Source organism: Pseudomonas sp. CIP-10, from assembly GCF_020911845.1.
Taxonomy (GTDB): Bacteria; Pseudomonadota; Gammaproteobacteria; order Pseudomonadales; family Pseudomonadaceae; genus Aquipseudomonas; species Aquipseudomonas alloputida.
The window spans coordinates 4,654,563-4,678,799 of sequence record NZ_CP087160.1; the positions used below are offsets into that span (position 1 = coordinate 4,654,563).

Annotated in this window: 25 protein-coding genes and 1 riboswitch; of the genes, 4 read left to right on the forward strand and 21 right to left on the reverse strand. The window is 64.2% G+C overall.

Going from position 1 to position 24,237, the window contains the following annotated elements; translation table 11 throughout:
• Positions 1 to 4 precede the first annotated feature (4 nt).
• The 16 genes from LMH93_RS20970 to LMH93_RS21045 all read right to left on the reverse strand — a co-directional run bounded on the left by LMH93_RS20970 (position 5) and on the right by LMH93_RS21045 (position 15,199).
• Complete coding sequence (locus LMH93_RS20970) at positions 5 to 1,120, reverse strand: glycoside hydrolase family 5 protein (protein ID WP_185280360.1); 1,116 nt, start codon at positions 1,118 to 1,120, stop codon at positions 5 to 7.
• A gap of 226 nt (positions 1,121 to 1,346) precedes the next feature.
• A complete protein-coding gene (locus LMH93_RS20975; protein WP_004575325.1) occupies positions 1,347 to 2,069 on the reverse strand; it encodes an adenosylcobinamide-GDP ribazoletransferase in 723 nt (240 codons plus the stop codon).
• A 1-nt stretch (position 2,070) separates the two neighbouring features.
• Positions 2,071 to 2,637, reverse strand: coding sequence for a histidine phosphatase family protein (locus tag LMH93_RS20980; protein ID WP_230064563.1), 567 nt, complete (start codon positions 2,635 to 2,637; stop codon positions 2,071 to 2,073).
• Positions 2,634 to 3,689, reverse strand: a complete 1,056-nt coding sequence (gene cobT / locus LMH93_RS20985) for a nicotinate-nucleotide--dimethylbenzimidazole phosphoribosyltransferase (RefSeq protein WP_003252465.1) — start codon at positions 3,687 to 3,689, stop codon at positions 2,634 to 2,636. Before cobT ends, LMH93_RS20980 begins: the two co-directional genes overlap by 4 nt.
• On the reverse strand, positions 3,686 to 4,207 hold the full coding sequence (gene cobU / locus LMH93_RS20990) for a bifunctional adenosylcobinamide kinase/adenosylcobinamide-phosphate guanylyltransferase (RefSeq protein WP_003252463.1): 522 nt from the start codon (positions 4,205 to 4,207) through the stop codon (positions 3,686 to 3,688). The genes cobT and cobU overlap by 4 nt, the downstream gene beginning before the upstream one ends.
• Position 4,208: 1 nt before the next feature.
• Positions 4,209 to 5,663: a cobyric acid synthase gene (locus tag LMH93_RS20995; protein WP_064491174.1), complete on the reverse strand. Its 1,455-nt coding sequence runs from the start codon at positions 5,661 to 5,663 to the stop codon at positions 4,209 to 4,211.
• Complete coding sequence (cobD, locus tag LMH93_RS21000) at positions 5,660 to 6,652, reverse strand: threonine-phosphate decarboxylase CobD (protein ID WP_230064564.1); 993 nt, start codon at positions 6,650 to 6,652, stop codon at positions 5,660 to 5,662. Before cobD ends, LMH93_RS20995 begins: the two co-directional genes overlap by 4 nt.
• Positions 6,645 to 7,553, reverse strand: a complete 909-nt coding sequence (cbiB, locus tag LMH93_RS21005) for an adenosylcobinamide-phosphate synthase CbiB (RefSeq protein ID WP_003252455.1) — start codon at positions 7,551 to 7,553, stop codon at positions 6,645 to 6,647. The genes cobD and cbiB overlap by 8 nt, the downstream gene beginning before the upstream one ends.
• Positions 7,550 to 8,200 (reverse strand): 5,6-dimethylbenzimidazole synthase, encoded by a 651-nt coding sequence (gene bluB / locus LMH93_RS21010; protein ID WP_003252453.1) that lies wholly within the window; start codon positions 8,198 to 8,200, stop codon positions 7,550 to 7,552. Before bluB ends, cbiB begins: the two co-directional genes overlap by 4 nt.
• Entirely contained in the window at positions 8,197 to 9,492 is a 1,296-nt protein-coding gene (locus LMH93_RS21015) for a cobyrinate a,c-diamide synthase (protein ID WP_012053452.1), read from the reverse strand. The genes bluB and LMH93_RS21015 overlap by 4 nt, the downstream gene beginning before the upstream one ends.
• Complete coding sequence (gene cobO, locus LMH93_RS21020; protein ID WP_003252448.1) at positions 9,489 to 10,100, reverse strand: cob(I)yrinic acid a,c-diamide adenosyltransferase; 612 nt, start codon at positions 10,098 to 10,100, stop codon at positions 9,489 to 9,491. The genes LMH93_RS21015 and cobO overlap by 4 nt, the downstream gene beginning before the upstream one ends.
• 120 nt (positions 10,101 to 10,220) lie before the next feature.
• Positions 10,221 to 10,441: riboswitch (cobalamin riboswitch) on the reverse strand.
• Between the two features lie 219 nt (positions 10,442 to 10,660).
• Positions 10,661 to 11,194 carry a C40 family peptidase gene (locus tag LMH93_RS21025; protein WP_003252446.1) on the reverse strand — a complete coding sequence of 178 codons (534 nt, stop codon included), beginning with the start codon at positions 11,192 to 11,194 and terminating at the stop codon, positions 10,661 to 10,663.
• Between the two features lie 138 nt (positions 11,195 to 11,332).
• Entirely contained in the window at positions 11,333 to 11,971 is a 639-nt protein-coding gene (locus tag LMH93_RS21030; RefSeq protein ID WP_003252444.1) for a C40 family peptidase, read from the reverse strand.
• Positions 11,972 to 12,098: 127 nt separating this feature from the next.
• Positions 12,099 to 12,806 (reverse strand): DnaA regulatory inactivator Hda, encoded by a 708-nt coding sequence (gene hda, locus LMH93_RS21035; protein WP_003252443.1) that lies wholly within the window; start codon positions 12,804 to 12,806, stop codon positions 12,099 to 12,101.
• A 239-nt stretch (positions 12,807 to 13,045) separates the two neighbouring features.
• On the reverse strand, positions 13,046 to 14,119 hold the full coding sequence (locus LMH93_RS21040) for an AI-2E family transporter (protein WP_003252442.1): 1,074 nt from the start codon (positions 14,117 to 14,119) through the stop codon (positions 13,046 to 13,048).
• A 12-nt stretch (positions 14,120 to 14,131) separates the two neighbouring features.
• The gene (locus tag LMH93_RS21045; protein WP_004575331.1) at positions 14,132 to 15,199 is read right to left on the reverse strand and encodes a DUF2066 domain-containing protein; all 1,068 of its coding nucleotides are present in this window, start codon (positions 15,197 to 15,199) and stop codon (positions 14,132 to 14,134) included.
• 320 nt (positions 15,200 to 15,519) lie between these two features.
• Between LMH93_RS21045 and purM the strand changes: the two genes are divergently transcribed.
• From purM to LMH93_RS21065, 4 genes are all read left to right on the forward strand, one after another.
• Positions 15,520 to 16,578 carry a phosphoribosylformylglycinamidine cyclo-ligase gene (purM, locus tag LMH93_RS21050; protein ID WP_003252437.1) on the forward strand — a complete coding sequence of 353 codons (1,059 nt, stop codon included), beginning with the start codon at positions 15,520 to 15,522 and terminating at the stop codon, positions 16,576 to 16,578.
• Positions 16,578 to 17,231: a phosphoribosylglycinamide formyltransferase gene (gene purN, locus LMH93_RS21055; protein WP_003252434.1), complete on the forward strand. Its 654-nt coding sequence runs from the start codon at positions 16,578 to 16,580 to the stop codon at positions 17,229 to 17,231. The genes purM and purN overlap by 1 nt, the downstream gene beginning before the upstream one ends.
• Positions 17,232 to 17,239: 8 nt before the next feature.
• The gene (locus tag LMH93_RS21060; RefSeq protein WP_070096280.1) at positions 17,240 to 17,950 is read left to right on the forward strand and encodes a DUF3108 domain-containing protein; all 711 of its coding nucleotides are present in this window, start codon (positions 17,240 to 17,242) and stop codon (positions 17,948 to 17,950) included.
• A gap of 200 nt (positions 17,951 to 18,150) precedes the next feature.
• Positions 18,151 to 18,333, forward strand: a complete 183-nt coding sequence (locus LMH93_RS21065; RefSeq protein WP_012053456.1) for a hypothetical protein — start codon at positions 18,151 to 18,153, stop codon at positions 18,331 to 18,333.
• A gap of 100 nt (positions 18,334 to 18,433) precedes the next feature.
• Here the strand turns inward: LMH93_RS21065 and LMH93_RS21070 are convergent, their stop codons facing one another.
• The 5 genes from LMH93_RS21070 to mazG all read right to left on the reverse strand — a co-directional run bounded on the left by LMH93_RS21070 (position 18,434) and on the right by mazG (position 24,235).
• Positions 18,434 to 20,692: a GMC oxidoreductase gene (locus LMH93_RS21070; protein WP_230064565.1), complete on the reverse strand. Its 2,259-nt coding sequence runs from the start codon at positions 20,690 to 20,692 to the stop codon at positions 18,434 to 18,436.
• Positions 20,689 to 21,180 (reverse strand): hypothetical protein, encoded by a 492-nt coding sequence (locus tag LMH93_RS21075; protein WP_003252427.1) that lies wholly within the window; start codon positions 21,178 to 21,180, stop codon positions 20,689 to 20,691. Before LMH93_RS21075 ends, LMH93_RS21070 begins: the two co-directional genes overlap by 4 nt.
• Before the next feature lie 4 nt (positions 21,181 to 21,184).
• On the reverse strand, positions 21,185 to 22,525 hold the full coding sequence (locus tag LMH93_RS21080; protein WP_060538692.1) for a hypothetical protein: 1,341 nt from the start codon (positions 22,523 to 22,525) through the stop codon (positions 21,185 to 21,187).
• A gap of 310 nt (positions 22,526 to 22,835) precedes the next feature.
• On the reverse strand, positions 22,836 to 23,375 hold the full coding sequence (locus tag LMH93_RS21085; protein WP_230064566.1) for a DUF2058 domain-containing protein: 540 nt from the start codon (positions 23,373 to 23,375) through the stop codon (positions 22,836 to 22,838).
• 26 nt (positions 23,376 to 23,401) lie between these two features.
• Positions 23,402 to 24,235: a nucleoside triphosphate pyrophosphohydrolase gene (gene mazG, locus LMH93_RS21090; RefSeq protein ID WP_003252422.1), complete on the reverse strand. Its 834-nt coding sequence runs from the start codon at positions 24,233 to 24,235 to the stop codon at positions 23,402 to 23,404.
• Positions 24,236 to 24,237 lie beyond the last annotated feature (2 nt).

Consider the following 24,237-nt stretch of genomic DNA (forward strand, 5'->3'; position numbering starts at 1 on the left):
AGCGTCAGTCCGGGTTCAAGCGCCTGCGGATCGGTTCGAACTCAACCGTGGCCTTGCGCGCCAAGGGGTCTGGCGCGCCCTGCTCGACCGCCTGCCAGTAGCGCCACGGCACCTTCGCCGTGCCCAGCTCGTAGTCCATGCCATCCCAGTTGTCTTCACGAAAGCTATAGAACGCCCAGTGCAACCGGTTACGATCCAGCACGACGAGTACATCTTCAAGGTACTGCCGGCAACCCGGCAGCCTGCGCATGCAGCCAAACTCACCCACCACCAGGCGAGAAAGCGGCAGCCCCATGGCCTCGGCCCATGCCAGCGGCTGGCGCAAGTAGCCTTCAACTCGCCGCCCATCCCACAGCTGTGTCTGCCCGGCAAAAGATACGGGGCCTGGATAGGCGATGGGCTGTTTGCGCGCCATATTCGGCGCACTGGTTGCGGCATAGGGCTCGTACATGTGCACGCTGTACAGCACTCGCGGGTCCTCCAGCGGCGCCGGCCAGTAGCCGAACGCGTCTGCGCCTGCATACCAGCCGGCATCGACCATGATCGGCGTGTCAGTGTCTTCTTCGCGTATGGCCGCTATCAGTTGCCGGTACAGCAAGGGCAGATCGCGCGCACCGTCCTGCGCTTGCGCATACCACTGCTGCATCTGCCCGAGTTCGGCATGTTCAGCAAGGCCGCCCTGTTTCTCCGGTGCTGGCTCATTGATCAGGTTGTAGGCCGCGATGGCCGGATGACTTTTCAGTTCGCGCGCCATATCTCGCCAGAACGCCGCAGCCTGGGACCAGTAGCGTTTGTCTTGCCACAGACGATCATCGAACTGGCCCTGGTTGTTTTGCGACCAGCGCATACCCGGTAGCGAGAGTGGCGCGATGACCACCTTGAGCCCCGCCTGGTGCGCCCGGTCGAGGGTGGCACGCAGCACAGCCAGGTCGGCGTCGGGCAGGCCTTCATAGGTATCGGCGCTGCCGAGGAGGAAATCACGTTTCACGGGTTGCCATTTGTCGTACGACAGCCGCACCCATGTGGCGCCGTACCCCCTCAGGGCATCGAAGTAGGCTTGATCGGGTGGCAGCCGGTTGAAGCTGTTGCCGCCGTGGCGTGGGGTGTCCCAGAACGCCATGAGGTCTGCAGCAGAGGCTGGGAGGGTGGACAGGACCAATAGACTGGCAAAGATCCAGTGACGCACGGGAAGCCTACCTGGTTGCTTGGGGGGAGGCTGAAGATACGCCGACAAGGAAGAGGCAGGCGCTTCCGGACCGTTTCTGGAAGTTACTGCCCCTCCACACCTATGGCGTGCTGCGAAAGCACCGCAAAGCAGCCGCTAAAGGGCCGTCCAGATCAAGCGCTCAAAGCCCCAGCGCCAACCCGAGCACGACGGCCAGCTCCAGCAGCTCCAGCAACGCACCGGCGGTATCACCGGTGGTCCCGCCCAGGCGCCGGCACATCAGATGCCGCAACCAGGCAAACACCGCCAGCGCCAGCAGCACGCTCCATCCGCCCAAGAAGAGGCAGAACAGCACACAAACCAGCAACACCCACCCCGCCGCGCGCCGGGGCAAATGTTCGGCCAACGCCTGGCCCAACCCGCCAGGTCGCACATAAGGTGTGCCAAGGAACAGGCCCAACATCGCCGCCCGCCCGATCAACGGCGCCAGCAGTAATTGCGCGCCGATGCCCTGCCCGACCAGCACCCACAATGCGCAAAACTTCAGCAACAACACCAAGACCAGGGTGACCACGGCAATCGGCCCACTGCGCGGGTCTTTCATGATCCGCAAGGTGCGCTCACGGTCGCCGAAACCACCTAGCCAGGCGTCGGCACTGTCCGCCAGGCCATCCAGGTGCAAGGCACCACTGAGCAGTACCCACAGTGTCAGCAGCAAAGCCGCGTGCAGCGGCGACGGCGTGCCCTGAAGCAGATGACTGGCCAACCACAGCAGCAAGCCGAACAGCAACCCGACCAGCGGGTAGTACAGCAGCGAACGCCCTACCTCACGCGGTGCCGGCATGCCCGGCAGGCTCACCGGCAGGCTGCTGAGAAATTGCAGGGCGATCCAGAACGGCAACATCTCAAGGCGCCTCGACCAGTTGCCCATCGCCACCTGGCACCAGCCGCATCAACGCGCCATGGCCCACCTCGACCTGCAGCAACTGCTCCCTGGGCAAGCCACGAGCACGGGCCAGTAACAGCCGCATGACGCCGCCATGGGTGACCAGCAGCACGCGCTTGCCGGCATGTTGAAGGCGCAAACGCTCGACAGCCGCCAGCACCCGTTCGGCAAACGCCTCGACCGGCTCGCCATTGGGCGGTGTGAAGGCGTAAGGGTCGGCCCAGAAACGGCCCAGTGCATCAGCCTGGTGCTCCATGATCTGCGCGGCACTTTGGCCCTCCCAATCACCGAAGTGCAGTTCCTGCAGGGCGGGCTCACGCTGCACAGGCAGGTTCAACTGCGCACCCAGCTCATCGGCAAAACGCCCACAACGTTGCAGCGGCGAGCTGACCAGCACCTGCCATGAGCCGCCGTCGGCCACCGCGCGGCGCATCTGTGCCCAGCCCTTGTCGGTCAAGGCATCATCAAGGCTGCCACGCAGGCCGCCTTGTTCCGTTTCACCATGGCGCAGCAAGTCGAGGATCATGCCGGGCGGTCCGCCACCGCGGCCTCGGCAAAGGTCGCCATCTGCCCATGCAGCGCACAGGCCAGGCGCAACAGCGGCACCGCCAAGGCAGCGCCACTGCCCTCACCCAGGCGCAAGCCCAAGGCCAGCAGGGGCTCGGCCTGCAGTGCAGCAAGCAAGGCCTTGTGCCCGGGCTCAGCGCCCTGATGAGCGAACAACAGCCAGGCCCGACACTGCGGGTTGAGGCGCACTGCCACGAGCGCAGCGACACTGCAGATAAAGCCATCCACCAGCACCGCGACCCCCGCCTGCGCACAACCTATGTAGGCACCGACCAACGCCGCGATCTCGAAACCGCCAACACAGCCCAGTACCTGCAACGGGTCTTCAGCACGCAGGCCATGCAGGCGCAGCGCCCTCTCGATGACTTCAGCCTTGTGCTGTACCCCGGCGTTGTCCAGGCCAGTGCCAGGGCCGCTCAGCTCCGACGCCGGACACCCCAGCAGAACACTGGCCAAGGCTGCGGCGGCTGTGGTGTTACCAATGCCCATCTCGCCACCGATGAACAGCTGTGCGCCCTGTTCGGCGCCGCGCTGGGCACTGTCGCGACCGGCCTGCAAGGCCGCTTGCAGCTGGTTTTCGGTCATCGCGGGTTGACGGGCAAAGTTGGCAGTACCAGTGCCCAGGCGCAGATGGCGCACGCCGGGCAGTTCCAGCTGCGCGTCAATGGTGCCCAGGTCGACCACGTCCAGGCTGGCCTGCAGTTGCCGCGCCAGCACACTGATCGCCGCGCCCCCACCGACGAAGTTACATAGCATCTGCCCGGTTACCGCCTGCGGATAGGCCGAGATGCCCTCTTCGACCACGCCGTGGTCGCCGGCAAAAATGGTGATGGCAACCTGATCCAGCGTAGGTCGTTCAAGCCCCTGAAGGCCAGCCAGCTGAATCGCCAGCGCTTCAAGTTGGCCGAGCGAGCCTGCAGGTTTGGTCAGTTGCTGCTGACGGGCGCGGGCCTGGTCCATGGCGGCGTTGTCGAGGGGTTGGCAGGCGTCACGCCACCAGGCTTGGGTCATAGTGCAGGTCCTTTGAGGATTAAGGGCAGGCCGGCCACGGTCAGCACGACACGCTGACAGCGTTCGGCCACCGCCTGGTGCAGCCAGCCGGCCAGGTCGACATAGCGCCGGGTCAGCTCGCCCATGGGCACGACGCCCAGGCCGGTTTCGTTACTGACCAGGATAAGGGTGCCAGGTAACTGTTCCAGGCACGCCAGCAGGGCATCACGCTCCTCGGCCAGGCGCTGGTCATCTTCCAGCATCAACAAATTGGTCAGCCACAGGGTCAGGCAATCCACCAGCAGGCAGCGCCCTTCGGCCGCTTCGGCGCGCAGTACTGCGGCCAGGGCCAAGGGCTCTTCGATCAACCCCCAGTCATCCGGCCGGCGCTGACGATGCAGCAACACGCGTTCGTTCATTTCGCCATCCAGCGGCTGGCTGGTGGCGATGTAGGTCACCGGCAAGCCGCTGGCACTGGCCAGTTGTTCGGCCAGGCGGCTTTTGCCAGACCGGGCGCCACCGAGAATCAGGTTACGCATGTCAGGCTACCCCACACAGCTGGCGCAACTGCGCGGTGTCTAGGTGCTTCTCCACCAGATCAGCCAGGCGCTCGATGTCGTGTTCGCGCAACGCTTCGTAGTCGATAACCTGCACATCCTCCAGCCCGGCCCAGCGCAATAGCGCGGCACACGACTGGCTGCCTTCGAACAGGCCATGCAGGTAGGTGGCGAGGATCTGGCCATCGGCACTGACAGCGCCATCATGGCGGCCATCAGCCAGTTGGACCGCGGGTTGCGCCAGCGCAGGCCCCGTCGTAACGCCAGCATGAATTTCATAACCGGTTACCGTTGCCGCTTCAAGGCTCAGCGTGCCGGCCACATTGCGCAGTTGCTTCTCGGCTTCGAGCACCGTGGCATAGTCGAGCAGGCCGAGCCCCTGGCTTGAGCCTGCGGCCCCCTCCAGCCCCAGCGGGTCATGCACTTCCCGCCCCAGCATCTGCAGGCCACCGCAGATACCAATCAGCTTGCCGCCATAGCGCAGGTGCCGCTCGATGGCCGTGTCCCAACCGCGCTCGCGCAGTTGTGCCAGGTCGCCCCGCACGCTCTTGGAGCCTGGCAGGATGATGAGGTCGGCAGCCGGAATCGGCTGGCCCGGGCCAATGAACTGCAAGTCCACCTGCGGGTGCAGGCGCAGCGGGTCGAAGTCGGTGTGGTTACTGATGCGCGGCAGCACTGGCACGATCACCTTTAGCACTCGCTCGTGCTTGACGCCTTGACGCACATCGATACCGTCTTCGGCTTCCAAGTGCAGGTCGGTAACGTAAGGCAGGACGCCCAGTACCGGTTTGCCGGTGCGTTGTTCCAGCCAGTCCAGCCCTGGCTGCAGCAGGGCAATGTCGCCACGGAAGCGGTTGATGACAAAACCTTTGACCCGCGCCTGCTCACTGGTCGACAGCAATTCCAGCGTGCCCACCAAGTGGGCGAACACACCACCGCGGTTGATGTCGGCCACCAGGATCACCGGGCAGTCCACCGCTTCGGCAAAGCCCATGTTGGCGATATCGCCGGCACGCAGGTTGATCTCTGCCGGCGACCCCGCACCCTCGACCATGACCACCGGGTACGCGGCACTCAGGCGTTGGTGAGACGCCAGCACCGCTTGCATGGCCGTGGTTTTATAGTCGTGGTAGGCCACTGCATTCATGCTGGTGACCGCCCGACCGTGGATGATGACCTGGGCGCCGGTATCGCTGTTGGGCTTGAGCAGCACCGGGTTCATGTCGGTGTGCGGTTGTAGCCGGCAGGCCTGGGCCTGCACCGCCTGGGCACGGCCGATTTCCCCGCCATCAGCCGTCACCGCGCTGTTCAGCGCCATGTTCTGTGGCTTGAAGGGCACCACAGCGACGCCCTGGCGCAACAGCCAGCGGCACAATGCGGTCACCAGTGTGCTCTTGCCTGCGTCGGAGGTGGTGCCTTGCACCATGAGGGTCGTCATGCCGTTTCCTTCTGATAAGCCGCCAGGGCCTGGGCCAGGCGCTGTTCGTCCGCCGTGCAGGCAGGCAACCCCAGGCGCACGGCTGCTGGCTGTTCGAACAGCCGTACCAGGATGCCGCGCCGGGCGAGAAATTCATGCAGGCGTGCAGCGTGCTCGCTACGCACGTACTGGAACAGGTCGCAGCCACCACTGGGCGCCAGGCCGGCACTGCGCAACACATGCGCAAGCCGCTGGCCGGCAGCAGCACAGCGTTCGGCCTGCGCGCGCTGGGCAGTTTGATCGGTCAGGCTGGCCTGGGCCAGCACCCGGGTCGGGCCGTTGACGGTCCAGGGGCCGAGCAGCTCGGCCAGGCGCAGCAGCAAGCTGTGTTCGGCGGCAACGAAGCCCAGGCGCACGCCAGCCAAGCCGAAGAACTTGCCAAACGAGCGCAGCACGATCAGCCCCGGGCGTTCGGCGCAGTCCACCACGCTGTCCGCCGGGGTGTTGTCCATGAATGCTTCGTCGACCAGCAGCCAGCCACCGCGGGCCGCCAGGCGAGCATGCCAAGCCAGCAGACGTTCGCGCGACACCCGTTGGCCGGTCGGGTTGTTGGGGTTCACCAGCACCAGCACATCGAGGCCGTCGAGCGCAACCTCAACTTGCGCCTCATCCAGCGCCAGCAGTTGGTGCCCCGCCCGTTGCCAGGCATAAGGGTGTTCGGCATAGCACGGCGTCAGCACGCCAACCCGGGCCGTTGTACGCAGCAGCGGCAAGGCCTGGATAGCGGCCTGGGAGCCGGCTACCGGCAGCAACTGGCGGGCGCCGTAATACGCGCGCGCGGCGTCCTCCAGGCCGTCCTCGGTTTCCGGCAGGCGGGCCCAGGCGTCGACGGGAATCGGCGGGACAGGAAATGGCCAGGGCGCAATGCCGCTGGACAGGTCGAGCCACTGCTCACGGGGGATACCGTATTGCTGCACCGCGCGTAACAGGCGGCCACCATGTTCAAGCATTGATATAGGCCCCCAGGCAGATCATCAGCAGCCACAGCCACACGCCGCGCTGCACCAGCTGCCAGCCGCGCTCGATGGCATCGGCATCGGCCACTGGCCCCTCGCCCAGACGCGGCCGCTCATGCAGTTCGCCGTGGTACACCGCCGGGCCACCAAGCTCGACGCCCAGCGCGCCGGCGCCGGCAGCCATCACCGGCCCGGCGTTGGGGCTGTCCCACAGCGGGCCCTGCTTGCGCCAGCAGGCCAGGGCCAGACGGGTCTTGCCCAACAGGGCATAAGTCAGGGCCACCAGCCTTGCAGGTATATAGTTGAGCACATCGTCGATGCGCGCCGCGCACCAGCCAAAGCGCTCGAAACGTTCGTTACGGTAGCCCCACATGGCATCCAGCGTGTTGCTCAGGCGGTACAGCACCACACCTGGCGCGCCGGCCACCACAAACCAGAACAACGCGGCGAACACTGCGTCGCTGCCGTTCTCCAGCACCGACTCGGTCGCCGCTCGGGCCACTGCTGGCTCGTCCAGTTCGCGCGTTTCGCGGCTGACCAGGTAGCCAACGCGGTGCCGCGCCTCCGCCAGGTCGCCCTGGCGCAAGGCGTTGGCCACCGGCAGCACATGCTCGCCCAGGCTGCGCAGCCCCACGGCGCAGTAAAGCGCCAGCACATCAACCAGCCAGCCAATATACGGCAGCCACGAAAGGACCAGCGCCACCAGGGTCAGCGGCACCACCGCCAGAAACCACGCGCTCACGCCGTGGCTGCGCCAGCCGCGCCCGCCCGCATTCAGGCGGCGCTCCAGGGTGCCGGCCATGTTGCCGAACGCCACCAAGGGGTGGCGCCGCTGTGGTTCGCCCAGCAAAGCGTCCAGGGCCACCCCGGCCACAGTCAGCAAGGCCACGCTCATTGACGCTCTCCCCATTGGTTTTCGTAAAGCATTTCACTCAGGGGCCGCTCTTCGGCCCAGCTTTCCTGCACCAACATCGGCACCGGATAGAACGCGGCGACCGGCCCAAGGCACAGTACCGCCACCGGCTTGGCCCCGGCGGGCATGCCCAGCAGCGCGGCCAACGCCTGCGGGTCGAACAGCGACACCCAGCCCATGCCCAGCCCTTCGCCACGCGCGGCCAGCCACAGGTTCTGGATGGCACAGGCCAGCGAGGCCAGGTCCATCTCCGGCAGGGTGCGGCGGCCGAAGATGTGAGGCTCGCGGTTGTCCATCAAGGCCGCCACCAGCAGCTCGGCACAATCGTTTATGCCCTCCACCTTCAATTTCATGAAGGCATCGGATCGCTCGCCCAGCGCCTCGGCCGTGCGTACCCGCTCCGCCTCCACCAAGGCCTGGATGCGCCCGCGCAGGTCACGCTGGGTGATGCGGATAAAGCGCCACGGCTGCATAAGCCCGACACTGGGCGCCTGATGCGCGGCCGCCAGCAAGCGGCCAAGCAGTTCGGGTGCCACCTGGCCACCCGCAAAATGGCGCATGTCGCGGCGCTCGCCGATGGCCCGGTAAATGGCGGCGCGCTCGGCGTCGCTATAGGCGTGATCATTCATGGTCGCAACAGTGCCGCCGCCGCATCCGGGCAGGAAGGGAAATAGAAGTGCACGTAAGAGGCCGTGAGCCGGCCCAGACGATAAACCGCCTCGTTGCCACGCCCGCCGTTGGGGCTCAGACCTCGGGCAATCGGTTCCAGCGCAGTGCTGGTCAGCGAATGGTGATAGGTGTGACCGCGCAAGGTCCCCTCCGGCAGCTCCACCGCCTGCAGCGCCAGGGCGGCCAGGCGCTTCTGCATGGTCGCCTCACCCGGCAGCAGGCCGAGCAGTTCGGCACGTTCACCGGCCACGTCAGTCAGGGCATCGAGCAGGTAAAGCATGCCGCCGCACTCGGCCAGCAATGGCTTGCCCTGCGCGTGGTGGGCGCGGATCGCCTCGCACATCGGTGCGTTGGCGGCCAGCGCATGGTGATGCAGCTCAGGATAACCACCCGGCAGATACAGGCTGTCTACCGCCGGCAGTTCGTGGTCGTGCAGCGGCGAGAAGAACACCAGCTGGGCACCCTGGTTGCGCAACAGGTCGAGGTTAGCGCCATACGTGAAGGCGAACGCCTCGTCCCGCGCCACGCCAATGCGCACACCGGCCAGCGAGGCCACGCAGGCTTGCGGTTCAGGCTCGGCAAAGCTGACTGGCGGCGGCAACGCCGCATCGCAACTGGCGCCCAACGCTTCGGCGGCAGCGTCCAGGCGGGTGTCCAAGTCATTCAGCTCGCTGGCCTGCACCAGGCCCAGGTGGCGGCTGGGCAGTTCGATGCCGCGTTCGCGGGACAAGCCGCCATACCAGCGCAAGCCCTCGGTCAGGCTGCCTTCGAGCAGTTGCGCATGACGCAGGCTGCCTACCCGATTGGCCAGCACGCCGGCGAACGGCAGATCGGCCTGGTACCGCGCCAGGCCCAGGGCCAGGGCACCGAAGGTCTGGGCCATGGCTGTGCCGTCGATCACCGCCAGCACCGGCACGCCAAAGTGGCGCGCCAGGTCAGCGCTTGACGGGGTGCCGTCGAACAGCCCCATCACCCCTTCGATGAGGATCAGGTCAGCCTCGCCAGCAGCTTCCCACAGCAGCCGACGGCTTTCCTCGGCACCGATCATCCACAGGTCCAGCTGATACACCGGCGCGCCACTGGCCCGTTCGAGAATCATCGGGTCAAGAAAGTCGGGCCCGCATTTGAACACCCGCACCTTGCGCCCGAGGTTGCGGTGCAGGCGGGCCAGCGCAGCAGTGACGGTAGTCTTGCCCTGGCCTGAGGCGGGTGCCGCGATCAACACGGCGGGGCAGTGGCGCGATCGACTCACAGTTCGACGCCCTTCTGTGCGCGGATACCGGCCTGGAAGGCGTGCTTGAGCATGCCCATTTCGGTCACGGTGTCGGCCAGTTCGATCATCTCAGGCTTCGCAGCGCGGCCAGTGACAATCACATGCTGCATGGGCGGGCGGGCCTGAATGTCGGACAGTACCTGGTCCAGGTCGAGGTAGCCATGTTTGAGGGCGATGTTGAGCTCGTCCAGCACCACGAACTGTACACCTGGGTCCTGCAGCAACTGGCGCGACACCGCCCAGGCGGCTTGCGCAGCGGCGATGTCACGCTGGCGGTCCTGGGTTTCCCAGGTAAAGCCCTCGCCCATCACGTGGTAGCGCACCTGTTCGGGGAAGCGACGGAAGAACAGCTCCTCGCCGGTGCTGTTGCGGCCCTTGATGAACTGCACCACACCGCATTGCATGCCGTGGCCCAAGGCGCGCGCGAGCATGCCGAAGGCCGAACTGCTCTTGCCCTTGCCATTGCCGGTCAGCACCAGCAGCAGGCCACATTCGTTAGGGGAATTGGCGATGCGTTCGTCGATGACCGCCTTCTTGCGCTGCATGCGCGCCAGGTGGCGTTCGTCGCGTTCGGTGGAATCGCTCATCAGGGTTCTCCGCTGGCTGGCACCACGGCAATGCGCGGCGACAGGTAATAGGCAGGCAAACGGAGAACGCGCAGAGGCCATGGCTGGGCGCCACGGTGCACCGCGCATCACCCTCCGTGATGCCGTTGGCAGTATCAGGCCGGTCTCCGGGCTTGTGAGTGGGCCTTGGCCCTGGCCTGCGCGCCTTCCCGGATGCTGGCATCCAGTGGCCCTGCGCGGCCTTTTACTCATCCACCGTTGCGGGGGCAGCGCCGGAATCGCGCCATGCTGGCGCCCACCGGCTTCCCAGTTTCACCCTGCCCAGTCGGGGCTGGCAGGGCACCTGAAACACGCCGCGAAGGTTAGAGGGTTGCACCGGGAGCGTCAATCGAAGCGGGTGATGCCGCCAAAGTATGCGCGACTTCAATGAGGCCGGCGCGAGGCCAACTGAAGCCGGCCAAGGCGGGATACCGGTGGCCGACGATGGCGGCAATGTGATTTTGGCGGGTGGGCGTAGCCCCCTGAATCTCGGCAGCCTGTAGCGGCCCCAAGCTCAACGGGACCGCTTACAGGCATGGATATCAAGGGTTCTGTGCCAGATGCCCTTGCGGTATCACCCGTTTGGCCTGCAGGTAGGCCTTGGCCCAGTAGCTGTTCGACAGGTAGTCCAGGCGCACGGTGCCACCGGTGGAAGGTGCATGCACGAAGCGCCCGTCCCCGACATAGATGCCGGCATGGCTGACCTGCGAGCCGCCACTGGTGGCGAAGAACACCAGGTCACCAGACTGCAGCGAACTGACATCCACCGTCGGTGCGCGCATGACAATCATCTCTCGCGTCGAGCGCGGCAGGCTGATGCCAGCAGCATCACGGTACACATACTTGATCAGGCCGCTGCAGTCGAAGCCGGAGTCCGGCGTATTGCCCCCCCAACGATAGGGCGTGCCAACCAGACCAATGGCGCGGATCAGTACGTCATCGGCAATCGGTGAAGGACTGGGCTGGCTATAGGTCACCTGCGGCTGTACCACAGGGGCCGGCGCAGGCGCACGGCTGGAGCATGCAGCCAGCAAGGCTGCCAAGGAGAAAAATGCGAAGCGCGCCATCTTTACCATGGCCAGAACATCCTGTCTGAGACCGCTGCGCTGCAGCCGAAAAGAGTTGAGAATTTAGATTAGACGCTTTCTGTAAATGCGCACGGCGGCGAGCTTTTTTAAAGCATCACCGCCGCGGCAGGGTACATCATTTTGATATCAGTTGCGCGCGATGTTGGTCGGCGCCATGGCCAAGGCTCGCTTGGCTTCAATGAAGGTCTTGCTCCAGTAACGATCACCGAGGCTGTCGATGCGCACACCACCACTGCGGCGGCTGCTGGAGTGGATGAACTGGTTGTCACCCAGGTAGATCCCGGCATGGCTTACCCGGCCACGGCCATTGGTGCTGAAGAACAGCAGGTCACCTGGCTTGAGCTTGTTGCGGGCCACTTTCGGGGCATCGACGTTGATCATTTCACGCGTGGAGCGCGGCAGCGTCATGCCCGCCTCTTCGCGGAACAGGTAACCGATGAAGCCACTACAGTCGAAGCCGGACTTTTCCGAGGTACCACCGAAGCGGTAGCGGGTGCCGATCAACGACATGCCGCGCTCGAGAATGCTGTCAGCCAGAACCGGCAATTGGTAAGGCTTGCTGCCGGAGAAAGACGCCAGGTCATCTTCGGTGGCCAGCTCTTCCGGCTCGCCGAACACCGACGAAGAAGAGGCTTTGGCGTTGATTGCCGATTGTGCAGTGATCGGCGTGTGATCCTGGGGCTGGGATACCGGGCCTTGGGCCGCGCAGCCAAAAAGCAGGGTCACGAGTGCGAGTGGCACGAGGGGTGCGAAGCGCTTCAGCATGGGCACGACCGTGTCTGTAATCCTTTAGAAGGGTGAAACTATGCCCTCTATCATGGCCATTTGCAAATTTTATCGAAAAAGATGTGACTTTTTTGTTTTACCGCTCTGGCCCAAGGTTTTCAGGGGGTTACCAGCCGAGGGTTTCCTTGAGAAACGGAATGGTGAGCTTGCGTTGTGCCTGCAGCGACGCCTGATCGAGGCGCTCGAGCAAGTCGAACAACGCGCTCATGCTCCGCGCGCCGCGGGTGAGGATGAAATGGCCGACTTCGTCGGTCAGGTGCAGGCCACGGCGCGAAGCTCGCAGCTGCAAGGCGCGCAGCTTGTCTTCGTCGGACAGGCCGCGCATCTGGAACACCAGGGCCAGGGTCAACCGCGACTTCAGGTCCGGCAGCTTGATCGGCAGCTCACGCGGTGATGCCGAGGCAGCCAGCAGCAAGCGTCGGCCGCTGTCGCGCAGGCGGTTGAACAGGTGGAACATGGCCTCTTCCCAATCAGCCTTGCCGGCGATCACATGCAGATCGTCGATGCACACCAGTTCGTACTGGGCCAGGTAGTCGAGCAGTTCGACGCCACGATCGAGCAATTGCGCCAGCGGCAGGTACACAGCAGGCTCGCCACGTTGCTGGAAGCGATGGGTGGCGGCCTGCAGCAGGTGGGAACGGCCAACACCCTGCTTGCCCCACAGGTAGATAAGGCTCTCGGTCCAGCCGGCGTCGGCTTCGCATAGCCGCTCGACGTAACCCAATGCCGCAGCATTGGCGCCCGGATAGTAGTTGATGAAGGTGGCGTCATCGCGCAGGCGCACACCCAGGGGCAACTGGATCGGTGGTTTCATGCTCGCGGGCGGTCGACGGGACCGCTGGGGGCCTTTGGTGAACAATCTGCAAAGTCTATACCCGCAACGCGGGGCGCACAATCTCGACTGCAGATAGGGCAAGCAAAATCAACAAGTTGCGCTGCACAAGCGAACGACGGATGCAGGACAAACCGTGCTCAGCGCCCGCGAGATCGGGCGCCGCGAGGCGGCGCTCAATTTCGCGGGCGCGAAACAGCTCAAGACGAAACACGGGGTGTTCAAAGCTCCGGGTCGATGTTCCCGGCGTACATATCCGATTCCTTGTACAGGGCATGCACATGCCGCAGCAGCACCATGATCACCGCCGCCACCGGCAGCGCCAGCAGCACACCGGTGAAGCCGAACAGTTCACCCCCGGCGAGGATGGCAAAGATCACCGCAACCGGGTGCAGGCCGATGCGATCGCCCACCAGCAGAGGGGTCAGCACCATACCCTCCAGCGCCTGCCCGACCATGAACACCGCAACGATGCCCAGCATCGGATACAGGTCGCCACCGAACTGGAACAGGCCGGCCACCAGCGCGGCACCAATGCCAATGATGAAGCCCATGTAAGGCACGATGGCCGCAAGGCCTGCAAGCATGCCGATCAGCAGACCGAGTTCGAGCCCCACCAGCATCAGGCCGGCTGAATAGATGACGCCCAGGGCCAGCATCACCATCAGTTGCCCGCGCACGAATGCCCCCAGCACTTCATGGCATTCACCTGCCAGGCCCATCACTTGTGGCTCGCGCTGGCGCGGCAGCAGGCCGCGCAGCTTGCCCATCATCAAGTCCCAATCGCGCAGCAGATAGAAGCCCACTACCGGAATCAGCACCATGTTGGCCAACCAGCCCACCAACGCCAGGCTTGAGGCGGTGGCCTGGGACAGCAGCATGCCGACGATATCGGTGGTCTGCCCCATGTGCGCGCCGATGGCGGCCTTGATCTTGTCGAACTTCCAGAAACCATCGGCCAGGCCAAGGCGGCCCTGTACCCACGGCAGCGCGACATGCTCAAGCCAGTCGAGCATCTGCGGCGCCAACTCGTACAGGCGCACCAACTGCTTGGCCAGCATCGGCACAAGCACCAGCAACAACGCCAACAGCAACAGGGTGAACAGGCCGAACACCACCACCACACCCCAGGTACGCGAAAGCCCCAGGCGCTCGAGACGATCGACCAGCGGGTCGGCCAGGTAGGCCAGCATGATGCCGACCAGGAACGGCGTAAGAATATTGTGCAGGCTATAAAGCAGCACAGCGATCAGCAGTGCAGCGCCCAGCCAGATCCAGCGACGCATGTCAGTCACGGTAAGCGCCCCTTACCAGCGGAAACGCAAGCCGTCGAACGGCTTGGGTGCTGGCTGCGCAGGCGCGGGCTGCCCGGCTGCGGCGTCCACTGCCGGTGCTGGCATGGCCGGCACCGCCGGTGCCTGCTCGACCGGCACTTCCTGCAGCTTGGCCAGGCCAAGCTGGGCACGCAGCTGTTCACGATTGCCCGTAACCCCGTAGGTCAGGGTAGTGCCTTCAGCCGCCTGCAAGCGTGGGCCATAGGGCTCCAGCACGCGAGCCAGTTCGGCATAGCGCTGCAGGTTCATGCCCTGCACTTGCACCTGCAACTGGCTGCTGGCACCCGGCCGGGTAACGTAGCGCGGCGCCAGGCGGCTGCTTACCGCCATCATCACCGCGTCAGCCAAGGCGGCCTGGTCGGCGCCCTCGGCAGTGCCCTGCTCACGCTGGTCGCCCAGCCACAGCTGCCACTTGCCCTGCCACTTGCCGTCGGCTTCCTGGGCATGTACCGCCAGCAAAGCATCGGCGCCGTAGCGCTCGGAAGCTTCGCGCAGCGGTGCCGGATCGTTGCCTTCGACCTGCTTGGCATTGGCGACCAGCTGCTCCTGCAAGTCGGCCAGCGGCAAGCGCAACGGCAGACCACGGTGCTGGGCGGCGCGGCGCAGGGGTTGGGCACTGGCCTGGCCATCACCGACCAGGTTGCTGCCCTCAACGGTGTCGTTCAACCACCACCCCAGTATCGAGGGCCGGTTACTGCCCCACAAAGCCAGGCCAGCCTTGCGCAAAGCCCGCTCGGTGCTACCGGGGTCGAACTCGACCACGACCGACTCAGGCGGGCCGGCTTCACTGCCCACCTGGTTGATGATCTGCTGTGGGTCCTTGCGCAGCTCGGCCAATGCAGGGCTCTGCACGGCCTTTGGGTCACCGGTCAGACGCTGCACCAACGTGTCCAGGGCTTTGACTGTGGCCGCGGTACGGGCTTCGGCGCCCGGCCCGGTGACCGGCTCGCGCACCTGATAAAGGCCGGAGACATTTTCAGCCAGGGCCGTGGCCGAGATCAGGGCCAGGCAACCGGCTGCCATAATATTGAACAAACGCATGGAGGATTCCTGTCCAGTCGAGCTTCAAGCCGTAAGCTTCAAGCTGCAAGAAAAAGCAGGCCGAGCGCCAGGCTGCATTGTCGTGCAGCCGCAAGCTCGTTGCTTGCAGCTTATACACATGCAACCGCATCAACCACCCTCCCGCTTTTTTCAACAATTACCGCCCTGCCCGTCGGCCTGAGGATGGCCGCTGCCCGGCAACCCTGATAAAATCGCGCGCCTTCACAGACCACTGACGTTTCAGACCGCCGCCGCTTATCAGCCGGCCTTGGCCGTCATGGTCGTTTTTAAGAATCCCTCCCTCCTAAAGGCCTGGATCAATGAGCAAGCAACCCTCCCTGAGCTACAAGGACGCCGGTGTAGACATCGACGCCGGCGAAGCACTGGTCGAACGCATCAAGGGCGTGGCAAAACGCACCGCACGCCCTGAAGTCATGGGTGGCCTGGGCGGCTTCGGCGCCCTCTGCGAGATCCCGGCCGGCTACAAACAGCCGGTGCTGGTCTCCGGCACCGACGGCGTCGGCACCAAGCTGCGCCTGGCGCTGAACCTGAACAAGCACGACAGCATCGGCCAGGATCTGGTCGCCATGTGCGTCAACGACCTGGTCGTCTGCGGCGCCGAGCCGCTGTTCTTCCTCGACTACTACGCCACTGGCAAGCTGAACGTTGACGTGGCCGCCACCGTGGTCACCGGCATCGGCGCCGGTTGCGAACTGGCCGGCTGCTCGCTGGTCGGGGGTGAAACCGCCGAAATGCCTGGCATGTACGAAGGCGAAGACTACGACCTGGCCGGTTTCTGCGTAGGCGTGGTGGAAAAGGCCGAAATCATCGACGGCTCCAAGGTTGCCACCGGTGATGCGCTGATCGCCCTGCCGTCCTCGGGCCCGCACTCCAACGGCTACTCGCTGATCCGCAAGATCCTCGAAGTGTCGGCTACCGACATCGAGAACACCCAGCTGGACGGCAAGCCGCTGACCGACCTGCTGATGGCGCCGACCCGCATCTACGTCAAACCGCTGCTGCAGCTGATCAAGAACACCGGCGCAGTCAAGGCCATGGCCCACATCACCGGCGGCGGCCTGCTGGACAACATCCCGCGCGTACTGCCGAAAAACGCCCAGGCCGTGGTTGACGTGGCCAGCTGGCAGCGCCCGGCGGTGTTCGACTTCCTGCAGGAAAAGGGCAACGTCGACGAGCACGAAATGCACCGCGTACTGAACTGCGGCGTGGGCATGGTCATCTGCGTGGCCCAGGACCAGGTCGAAGCCGCCCTGAACGAACTGCGCGCCGCCGGTGAGCAACCGTGGGTAATCGGCCACATCGCCGAAGCCGCCGAAGGCGCTGCCCAGGTCGAGCTGCAGAACCTCAAGGCACACTGATGCCGAGCAAGACCTGCAATGTAGTGGTACTGCTGTCGGGCTCCGGCAGCAACCTGCAAGCCCTGATCGACAGCTGCCAAGGGCAGGACAGCCCGGTGCGTATCCGCGCGGTGGTTTCCAACCGCGCCGATGCCTACGGCCTGCAACGCGCCGCAGCGGCCGGCATCGACAGCGTCGTGCTCGACCACACCCAGTTCGACGGCCGTGAAGCCTTCGATGCCGCGCTGATGGCGCGCATCGACGGCTTTGCCCCGGACCTGGTGGTGCTGGCCGGTTTCATGCGCATCCTCAGTGGCGACTTCGTGCGCCACTATCAGGGCCGCCTGCTCAACATCCACCCGTCGCTGCTGCCCAAGTACAAGGGCCTGCATACGCATCGCCGGGCATTGGAAGCTGGCGACGCCGAGCATGGCTGCAGCGTACACTTCGTGACTGAGGAACTCGATGGCGGCCCACTGGTCGTACAGGCTGTGGTACCGGTGGCGTCTGATGACACCGTCGAAAGCCTGGCACAGCGGGTACACCATCAGGAACACCTGATCTACCCACTGGCGGTGCGCTGGTTCGCTGAAGGGCGCTTGCGTCTCGGCGAACACGGTGCATTACTGGACGGCCAGCCACTGGCGGCCAGCGGTCACTTGATTCGATCCTAGGAGAATTTATGCGTCGCGCCCTGCTCTTGGCTCTCGCCGTGCTCGCCCTGCCCCTCCAGGCAGCTGAACTGAAGCCCTTCTCGGCCAGCTACACCGCCGACTGGAAGCAGCTGCCCATGAGCGGCACCGCCGAGCGCAGCCTGGTCAAAAATGCCAACGGTACCTGGGACCTTAACTTCAAGGCTTCCATGATGATCGCCAGCCTGACCGAGCAAAGCACCCTGCGCCTGGACAACGACACCCTGCTGCCACAGAAGTACCACTTCGAGCGTGGCGGCCTGGGCAAGGCCAAGAAGGTCGACCTGAACTTCGACTGGAGCACCAAGAAGATCACCGGCAGCGACCGTGGCGATGCCGTCAACCTGACACTGAACCGCGGCGTACTGGACAAGTCCTCCTACCAGTTGGCCCTGCAGCACGACGTGGCCGCAGGCAAGAAGAGCATGACCTACCAGGTGGTGGACGGCGACGAGATCGACACCTACGACTTCCGCGTACTGGGCACCGAAAAGGTCACCACCAAGACCGGCCAGGTCGATGCCGTGAAGGTCGAGCGCGTGCGCGATCCCAGCCAGAGCAAGCGCATCACCGAGCTGTGGTTCGCCAAGAACTGGGACTACCTGCTGGTGCAACTGCGCCAGGTAGAGACCGATGGCAAGGAGTACGTGATCGTGCTGCAGGATGGCACGGTCGATGGCAAGCCGGTGAAGGGCAACTGATCGCACACTGCCTGCAACACCTGAAGCCCCGCCCAGTGCGGGGCTTTTCTTTGCTGCGAAAAAGCCCACCCAGGCAGCATCCCTTTGAGCTTCATGAAACTTGTTTCATGCCTGTTTTACTTACTTAGTCTGCTAACAAACTCTATAAAGAAGACGTGCGACACACTGTCGCAGCCATCTTGAAGAAGTGGAGTTTACCGATGACTGTCCAAGTAACCGAACGCGACGAATCGAGAATGTCCCACGAAGGCCTGGCCGCTGGCGTGCGGATCTGGGATGTGTACCAACAAGGTCAACTGGTGGGCATGTTCCATAACGAACACGAAGCACACCAATACCGCGTAGAGCTTGAAGACCTGGAAAACCAGCGCACCACGCAATGACCCAGCCCATTGCGGCGCCCCCCTCACTCACCAGGGCTGAGTGAGCAACCCCACAATACTGCGGCATTACCGGAGCATTGTGGGGTTGCCATGTCAGGGCCTACACCGCCCCGAAACGCACCTCTACCGACAGGCTGCCCAGGTTATCGCTCAGGCCAGCCCCGTAACGCCCGTCCAGGTCGTCATTGATGCACAGCTGCAACTCACCTTGCTGGCCACGCGGCAATTGCACCTGGTTGCCGACCAGGAACGGCGCACCGCCGTTGCCGATACGCCCGATCAACGCCCCTTCCGGTTGACCAGGCAAGGCATAGCCGGGCTTGGCGATCAACCTTGGGTTGCCCGCCGCGCCAACCATGCCGGTGGCCGGGTTCGCTGTCCACTGCCCGCCCGTGCATACCGCCAACTGCCAGCTCTGCCCATTGACCTGCATGCCCGTGCCCTGCCATGCCTGGTTGGCCTGCACCTGCACAGTGCGCTTGAGCAGGTCGCTGGCCACCACGTCGGCGGCCTGGAACGTCAACGCGGTGATGGTCAAGGTCGGGTTGGCGGTGCCGGTAGTGGGGAACACGCCGTCGCCGACCAGGAACAGGTTGGGGTGGTCCCAGCTGCGCTGGTCCTTGTCCACCACCGACGTGGTGCGGTCCGAGCCCATGCGGTAGGTGCCCATCAGGTGGCCAGCGCCGTAGAACGGGTAGTTCTGGCCGTCGTACTCAAACACCGTTTGCGAGCCGGGCTCAAGCTTAGGGTTCAGGTCGGTCAGCTCGGTAGCGCCCATCAGTTCGGTGATGATGTGCGTGGCGGCCAGGCGCGCCTGCTTGAAACCCTCCTTGGTGTAGTCGGACAGTTCGTAGGTGATCTGCGGCCGAGGCAGGCCCAAGCCGTCGGCGAACTCCGTACTCCTCTCCACCCGGCACAGCGCATTATCGGGGTCTTTCTCCACCTGCTCGATCAAGAAGCCCAGACGGAACTGGCGGGTCAGCACGCTGTTGAGCTGCTGAACCAGCGCCTGGCCGGACAACGCCAGCTTGCTGGGGTTAGCGCCGCCGTGGTTGGTGCCGTCGATGAAATCGCAGACCGAGGTGTAGGGGTCATTCACCGACCAGTTCCAGCCCTCGTTGCCGATTTCGATACGCCAGGCGGCACGCTGGCTGCGGAACGGGCCATCGCGCATGTCCTCAATCCCCGAGGTGGACAACGGCCCACGGAATGGGAACAGCGGCTTGCCTTCGGGCATAAGCCCCCAGGCCAGGTACACCGGGTGGTCAGCCAACGCCTGGCCGACCTGGCCGCTGCTGTTGGCGACCCCTTTAGGGCTGTTCGGGCCGATGGAGTTGAGCAGCAACTTCGGCGTTTCGATCGCGTGGGCGGCGATTACGTAGCGTTTGCCCTGGGCCGTGCCGTTCTGGCGCATACCATTGTTCTGGTACTGGATGAAATCGATGCCCGTGACCCCATTGGCATCGACCTGCACCTGGCTCGCCACGGTCTGGTAAAGGATGCGCACGTTGCCGGTATCCAGTGCCTTGGCCATGGTCACGGTGGCGTCGTACTTGGCCTGGATCGGGCAGATCGGCGTGCAGCTGGTATTGCCAGCGCACACCCGACGGCCGTTATCATTCTGCGAGTTGCGCCCGGCCGGCGTCTGCCGGACGTTGAGGGTGACACCTGGGTACGGCTTGCCGTCAGGCCCCTTCTCCGGGCTCTGGTACACGGTGCCCGTGACGTGCTTGCCCAGGCCCTGGTCAACCAGCGACGGCGGGATGCCATGCATGCTGTATTTGTAGCCCTGCGGGAAGGTCACGCCCAGGTAAGTCTGCGAGGCGACATCCGCGGACACGCCCATCTCTTCCTCGGCGCGGCAGTAGGCAGTCTGCAGGTCGTCGTAACTGAGCGGCCAGTCGACCCCGACGTTGTACGCAGTGCGCATGCGAAAGTCGTTGGGCAACAGGCGCAGGGCCGTGCCCATCCAGTGCCACATGGTGCCGCCGCCTACCCGCTCGTAGGTGCTGGCGAACAGGTGCGGCCCCTTCTGCACCAGGTAGCTTTTCTGCGCCTTGTTCGGGTCTTGGCTACCCGCGGTGATCAGGTCCTGGATGGTCGCCCGTGGCGCGAACTGCGTGGCCGGGGTCTGCTCGCTCTGCTCAGGTGGGTACGGCGACTCGGGCGCTTTGAGCACCGCGGTGTAGAAGCGCTCCAGGTACTCGCTGCGATTGGGCGGAATGGCCGGGCCCGATTCGAGCACCAGCACTTTCAACCCGGCCAGGCCCAACTGGTAGGCCATGACACTGCCGGCCATGCCGGCGCCCACCACGATCACATCGGCAGTTTCGATGTTCTGGGTTTGTACATTGCTCATGGCTGCTGCCCTTCCTTGGCGTCGACACCGGTGAATTGCTTGAGGGTCGGTGGCTGCTCACCCCAATATCCGAAGTGGAACTGGCTGTAGCCCATGGGGTGAGATTGGGCGATCTTCCACGCCCAGCTCTCCTTGTAGGCCTGGTCGGAGACCACACGCGTGTCACCCGTGCGGGCGTTGCCCAGGTCGTAGGGTTGGTACCAACTGCCGAGCAGCCACAGCTTCATGATCGAGCGGGCGCCCTGGGCGATTTGCGGGTTCGCGTTAGCGAGCACGGCACTGGCGATTTGCGCGGGCGGCTGGCTCTGGATGCTGGCGTACAGCTCCAGCAGGCTGCTGAACGCCTCAAGGCCCATGCCTTGCTGGGCGGTGGCGAAGAACACCGGCGGCAGGTTGATCGGGTCGACGGAAGGCGCCAGCAGCTTGGCCGACAGGCCAGTGAGTACGGCGGACAAGCCGATGAAGTTTTGCAGGTTCTGGTCGCTCATGGCATCACTCCTTGGCGCCGGTGGATTGGGCACGTTCAAGCAGGAAAGTGAAATCGGCGAAGCTGGTGCGTGGCGACTGGGTCACGCGGGTGGTCGCGTTGTTGTGGCACTCCATGCAGCTGGACGAGGCCTGCGGGGTGGTGCCCTGGTTGTAGGTCTCCAGGGTGGCGTTAGCCAGGAAGTTCGGCGCAGGCGTACCTAGCGGGTTGGTCGGCGACGGCACCTGGCAGTCATCGGCCGGGTCGGTGGGCCACTGGGTGCTGATCAGGTGGTAGTTGGCCCACACCGTGCCCTTGAGCGCGCCTTGCCACTGCGCGTTGAGCTGTTGGGTGGCGGCGGTGATGGGAATGTCACGCACGATCTGCGAGGGGATGGCCTTCTTCGACGGGTCCCACGGTTGCGCGGGCGGCTCGTTCACCGGGCGGTTGCTGGCCTGGGCGTCGTAGAACAGGTAGGGCCCTTTGCGCTCGTTCATTGGCGTGGTCTTTTCCGGCACGTTGCGCACGTGCTCGAACGTCGACCATACCCACTGCGGTGCGCCCTCGGTCTTGTGCACGATGTGCAGGCCTACCAGCCCAACCTTCTGCGCATTGCACGATTCGGGGATCACCGCCCCCTTGTTCGGGTCGGCGTTGCCGGGCGTGTATACCAGCGCGTCGACGGCGTGGAACTCCTGCGGGTTGTCGCTGCCACCGAGCACTTTCCAGGCCGACTTGACCATGATCGCGCCGACCTGCTGGGCCTTCTGCGAACCGCAGGCGAAAGCGATGCGGTTGTCGGCCTTGCTCAGGAACGCTTGCTGGCCTTCCTTGCTGTACAGGCCATTGTTGACGATGTCATCGAACATTGGCTGGTTGACCATGATCGCGTTGCGCGTGTAGGTGCCGCTTTGGTCGACCAGCGGGCCGGTCTTGAACGGCTGGATGAACTCATCGAGTACCCCGGCGACCTTGCCCATCTGTTGCAGCACCGGCAAGTCACCCTTGCCTTGGCAGGCCGCGGGCACGGGCGCCTGCTGGTCCCAGGCGACGGGTTTCTGACCCTTGGGCAGAAAAATCTCGTAGCTTTCTTTCCACGACTCCCACACGGTCTTGCCGGGCGCGCCGATCTTCGCCGAGGTGTTGGCACTGCCGTCGGCGTTGGCGGGCCAGTTCAGGGCGACGAAGGTTTGCCACGACAGCACGTCGAAATCGTGTTGCAGGTTGTCCAGGGTGAAGGGGGGATTGGCGGTGACATCGAAGGGAATCGCAGGTGACAGCACCGGCGGGCTGGCCGCATCGGCCATGGCGAACGCACTGGTGAAGCTCGCACCCAGGCACGCCAACCGTTTCAGGGTTATTTTCATTGTCGTCTCCTCAGCAGATAAAGCGTCGGGACGACGAGGCGTACTGGCCCTTCCTGGACCGAATGTTCAGCGCTATCCCTGACGCTAAGCTGGAGGCTAGCCGTTGTGCCGGAACCCTAAGAAATGTCCGACGAACGGAGGGAACCAAGACGATAGTACAAGTGACTAACCGCGCCGGTTCGGTGAGCGGCGAACCCTTTCGCGACGCAAGGCCAGCGTCTTCTTGAGAACGCGCGTGTCGCGAAAGGGCCGCAGAGCGGCCCTGCGATCTTGAATGAACCGCATTAACGCCAAGGCGGGATTTTCGTGTTTACCACATCAGATCATCAGGGATCTTGTAAGCCGCGTACGGGTCGTCTTCGTCCGTTTCCTCGACATGGCTGTTGAGCAGCAGAATACGGCCAGGGTCGCGCTCCTGGATCTTCAAGGCGGCCTCACGGGGGATAACCTCGTAACCACCGGCATGGGCTACCACGGCCAGCGCGCCGTTGCTCAGCTTGGTGCGCATCAGGGCGTTGACGGCAATGCGCTTGACCTTCTTGTCGTCGACGAAGTTGTAGTAATCCTCGGTGCTCAGTTTGGGCAGGCGAGTGGCCTCGATCAGTTGCTTGACCTGCGCGGCACGGGCCTTCTGCTCGGCCTTTTCCTGCTGCTGGCGGTTCAGTTCCTGGTCACGCTGGGCTTTTTCAGCCATGGCTTCCTTGGCCATGCGCTGCTGGCTGTCGTCGACTTCGACCTGGCCTTTGTGCTCCATACGCTTCTGTTTCTTTTCAGCTTTGTTGGTCTGCGAGACCTGTTTCTGGTTGACCAGACCGGCTTTGAGCAATTGGTCGCGAAGGGAAAGGCTCATGAATATTCACTCACTTATGCAACAGCTCAGCCGCAGCTGGGCAGGTTCTTTTCCTGACGTTTGGCTTCCCCCCAAAGGGCATCCAGCTCGTCAAGGTCACAATCTTCAATGGGGCGGCCACTGTCGCGCAATGCCTGTTCGATAAAACGGAAACGTCGCTCGAACTTGCGATTGGCGCGGCGCAGCGCATGCTCTGGGTCTTGCTTGAGGTGGCGGGCCAGGTTGACCGCAGCAAACAGCAAGTCGCCGACTTCATCTTCCAGCGCATCGGCGTCGCCGTCGGCCATGGCCTGCAGCACTTCATCCAGCTCTTCGCGGACCTTGTCCAGCACCGGCAACGCCGCCGGCCAGTCGAAACCGACCGTGGCCGCACGTTTTTGCAGTTTGGCTGCACGCGACAGCGCCGGCAAGGTTGCCGGCACGTCATCAAGCAGCGACAGCTGTTCGGGCTGGCTCTTCTCCGCGCGCTCTTCGGCCTTGATTTCTTCCCAGCGCGACTTGACCTGGGCTTCGCTCAGGCTGGGCGTGTCCACCGGCGCGTACAGCTCGCCAGTCGGAAAAACGTGCGGGTGGCGGCGGATGAGCTTGCGGGTGATGCTGTCGACCACACCATCGAACTCGAAACGCCCTTCTTCGCGGGCCAGCTGGCTGTAGTAGACCACCTGGAACAGCAAATCGCCCAGCTCGCCTTGCAAGTGCTCGAAATCGCCGCGCTCAATGGTATCAGCGACCTCGTAGGCCTCTTCGATAGTGTGTGGAACGATGCTGGCGTAGTTCTGCTTCAGGTCCCACGGGCAGCCGTACTGCGGGTCGCGCAGGCGGGCCATGAGATGCAGCAGGTCGTCAAGGGTGTAGGTCATTC

Coding starts and splice junctions, on each gene's coding strand:
- LMH93_RS21030 (WP_003252444.1), bottom strand. CDS start 11,971: ATGCTGAAGCGCTTCGCACCCCTCGTGCCACTCGCACTCGTGACCCTG.
- bluB (WP_003252453.1), bottom strand. CDS start 8,200: ATGAATGATCACGCCTATAGCGACGCCGAGCGCGCCGCCATTTACCGG.
- LMH93_RS21060 (WP_070096280.1), top strand. CDS start 17,240: ATGCGTCGCGCCCTGCTCTTGGCTCTCGCCGTGCTCGCCCTGCCCCTC.
- purM (WP_003252437.1), top strand. CDS start 15,520: ATGAGCAAGCAACCCTCCCTGAGCTACAAGGACGCCGGTGTAGACATC.
- LMH93_RS21070 (WP_230064565.1), bottom strand. CDS start 20,692: ATGAGCAATGTACAAACCCAGAACATCGAAACTGCCGATGTGATCGTG.
- cobD (WP_230064564.1), bottom strand. CDS start 6,652: ATGCTTGAACATGGTGGCCGCCTGTTACGCGCGGTGCAGCAATACGGT.
- cobT (WP_003252465.1), bottom strand. CDS start 3,689: ATGACCCAAGCCTGGTGGCGTGACGCCTGCCAACCCCTCGACAACGCC.
- purN (WP_003252434.1), top strand. CDS start 16,578: ATGCCGAGCAAGACCTGCAATGTAGTGGTACTGCTGTCGGGCTCCGGC.
- LMH93_RS21075 (WP_003252427.1), bottom strand. CDS start 21,180: ATGAGCGACCAGAACCTGCAAAACTTCATCGGCTTGTCCGCCGTACTC.
- LMH93_RS20980 (WP_230064563.1), bottom strand. CDS start 2,637: ATGATCCTCGACTTGCTGCGCCATGGTGAAACGGAACAAGGCGGCCTG.
- LMH93_RS20970 (WP_185280360.1), bottom strand. CDS start 1,120: ATGGCGTTCTGGGACACCCCACGCCACGGCGGCAACAGCTTCAACCGG.
- cobO (WP_003252448.1), bottom strand. CDS start 10,100: ATGAGCGATTCCACCGAACGCGACGAACGCCACCTGGCGCGCATGCAG.
- cbiB (WP_003252455.1), bottom strand. CDS start 7,553: ATGAGCGTGGCCTTGCTGACTGTGGCCGGGGTGGCCCTGGACGCTTTG.
- LMH93_RS21025 (WP_003252446.1), bottom strand. CDS start 11,194: ATGGTAAAGATGGCGCGCTTCGCATTTTTCTCCTTGGCAGCCTTGCTG.
- LMH93_RS21065 (WP_012053456.1), top strand. CDS start 18,151: ATGACTGTCCAAGTAACCGAACGCGACGAATCGAGAATGTCCCACGAA.
- mazG (WP_003252422.1), bottom strand. CDS start 24,235: ATGACCTACACCCTTGACGACCTGCTGCATCTCATGGCCCGCCTGCGC.
- cobU (WP_003252463.1), bottom strand. CDS start 4,207: ATGCGTAACCTGATTCTCGGTGGCGCCCGGTCTGGCAAAAGCCGCCTG.
- LMH93_RS21045 (WP_004575331.1), bottom strand. CDS start 15,199: ATGCGTTTGTTCAATATTATGGCAGCCGGTTGCCTGGCCCTGATCTCG.
- LMH93_RS21085 (WP_230064566.1), bottom strand. CDS start 23,375: ATGAGCCTTTCCCTTCGCGACCAATTGCTCAAAGCCGGTCTGGTCAAC.
- LMH93_RS20995 (WP_064491174.1), bottom strand. CDS start 5,663: ATGACGACCCTCATGGTGCAAGGCACCACCTCCGACGCAGGCAAGAGC.
- hda (WP_003252443.1), bottom strand. CDS start 12,806: ATGAAACCACCGATCCAGTTGCCCCTGGGTGTGCGCCTGCGCGATGAC.
- LMH93_RS21080 (WP_060538692.1), bottom strand. CDS start 22,525: ATGAAAATAACCCTGAAACGGTTGGCGTGCCTGGGTGCGAGCTTCACC.
- LMH93_RS20975 (WP_004575325.1), bottom strand. CDS start 2,069: ATGTTGCCGTTCTGGATCGCCCTGCAATTTCTCAGCAGCCTGCCGGTG.